Origin of the sequence: Kluyvera sp. Awk 3, from assembly GCF_028069715.1 — a bacterium.
Lineage (GTDB): Bacteria > Pseudomonadota > Gammaproteobacteria > Enterobacterales > Enterobacteriaceae > Kluyvera > Kluyvera georgiana_A.
Genome location: NZ_JANEWH010000280.1, coordinates 1 through 1,192 on the forward strand (window position 1 = coordinate 1; position 1,192 = coordinate 1,192).

Annotated in this window: 2 protein-coding genes; one reads left to right on the top strand and one right to left on the bottom strand. The window is 50.6% G+C overall.

The genetic code is table 11. The features are described 5' to 3' along the window. A partial coding sequence (locus tag NNN71_RS24630; RefSeq protein ID WP_271459583.1) for a hypothetical protein occupies positions 1-245 on the top strand: 245 nt, incomplete at its 5' end. A gap of 213 nt (positions 246-458) precedes the next feature. Here the strand turns inward: NNN71_RS24630 and ompW are convergent. Then, positions 459-1,094, bottom strand: a complete 636-nt coding sequence (gene ompW, locus NNN71_RS24635) for an outer membrane protein OmpW (protein ID WP_163445640.1) — start codon at positions 1,092-1,094, stop codon at positions 459-461. Positions 1,095-1,192: the final 98 nt, after the last annotated feature.

Below are 1,192 nucleotides of genomic sequence, written 5' to 3' on the forward strand. Positions count from 1 at the left end.
ATATATATACGATCAACCGAACCATCATTTATGACTATGTACGCATTGGCAGTGCTGACTATAAGTTACATGCTATAAGTGTTACCCCAACCGGTACCGATGATGTTCCTGCCGAACTCACCCGGAAATATCTGGGTCAAATACAGCCTGGTTCATATCGAGTTGTAAACATTCGGCAGCTCCCCTCAGGGGACATGGTCATTTCCAATACCTCAGGGCCTTACATTGTCTGTGCTGTGCATTAGCACCTTTGGGCTATGCAGGCAGCGGTGGTCTTTGCCAGCGCTTCTGGTTTTCTGGTGCAGAACACGGCGACTATCAGGCAATTCAACTTCGGGGATCTCAGCGCCTGCACGAACCCGGTTTTCGGGCGTAGCCATGACAGATCGTCACCACGATTCACGCGGGAAAGGATGGGAAAAAAACTGGCCATATAATGGCCAGTTTTGCAGAAGAAATCAGAAGCGGTAACCAGCCGAGAACATAAACACCCACGGATCCAGTCTGGTACTGACGCTCTGGTTCACGCCGTTAGCTTTAAACTTCACGTTGGTGTCGATATCCATGTACCAGACCGACATGTTAATCAGCCAATCACGGTTAATCAGATAATCCAGCCCCACCTGCCCGGCTGCGCCCCAGGAGTCGTCCAGGCTCAGATCGGAAAGTCCTGCCTCTTTGCCGGTTTTGTTGAAATCATTATCAAAGAAGGTGGTGTAGTTGATGCCCGCGCCAACGTACGGGCGAAACTTACTCTGCGCATCACCGAAATACCACTGGGCCATCAGCGTAGGGGGTAACTGGTGAACGGTCGCGATATTACCGGTTGGGCCGGTGCCGACTTTGTGGCGGAACGGCGTGGCGGCCAGCAGTTCAATACCGATGTTATCCGTCGCCATATAGGTAAAGGTTAAGCCAAGCTGCGTATTGTTGCTGACGTTAAAGCTCCCCAGACTGCCGAGAACATTATCGGAACCCTCGGTAGGCCGCACCGTTGCAGAACCGGCACGAATGAAAAACTCCCCTGCCTCATGCGCCCAGGCACCGCCGGAAACGGTACTCAACATCAATGCAACCACTGCTAACTTTTTCATATCCACTTCCTCATTATGGTTTTTCAAGCGCGGCAAATATACCCACAATGAGTTACTTTTGAACCATCACAGATCACACAAAGTCATTAGATTTAACA

Bases quoted from the DNA above. Each gene is read 5' to 3' on its own strand.
- ompW (WP_163445640.1), bottom strand. From the start codon at position 1,094: ATGAAAAAGTTAGCAGTGGTTGCATTGATGTTGAGTACCGTTTCCGGC.